The sequence below is a fragment of the Citrobacter sp. VF227 genome, assembly GCF_052950715.1.
In genome coordinates this window covers 1-444 of sequence record NZ_JBRFVF010000538.1, presented here as the reverse complement: position 1 = coordinate 444, position 444 = coordinate 1, and the positions used below count along the sequence as shown (strand labels likewise).

At 62.2% G+C, this 444-nt stretch carries 1 protein-coding gene; it reads left to right on the top strand.

Translation table 11 applies throughout. The features are described from left to right. Positions 1–192: 192 nt before the first annotated feature. On the top strand, positions 193–444 hold a 252-nt coding region (locus ACU8YC_RS27735; protein WP_446896361.1), incomplete at its 3' end, for a LysR family transcriptional regulator.

The window sequence follows — 444 nt, the reverse complement described above, 5'->3', positions numbered from 1 at the left end:
GGCTCTGGGCGAGCACGAAGGCGTTCTGGGCGCCGATCGCCATGATCAGCCCCGCTGCCACCAGAAGTCCGTTGATATAGCTCTGCCAGATCGCATTCATGCCGCACGCCTCGTTCGTTTTCTGCTGGCGAGTCTGGGCATCGGCAAGCTATAAGAGAAACCAATTATGCTCAGGTGGCATTAGGAAAACTGATGTTCGATTACAAATTGCTGGCTGCGCTGGCGGCGGTCGTGGAACAGGCGGGTTTCGAGCGCGCCGCCCAGGCATTGGGGCTGTCGCAGTCGGCGATATCGCAGCGGATCAAGCTGCTCGAGGCACGCGTCGGTCAGCCGGTATTGCTGCGTGACACGCCGCCCAGGCCCACCGAACTGGGCCAGCGCCTGCTCAACCATGTGCAGCAGGTACGGCTGCTCGAACGCGACTTGCAGGGACAGGTCCCGGCG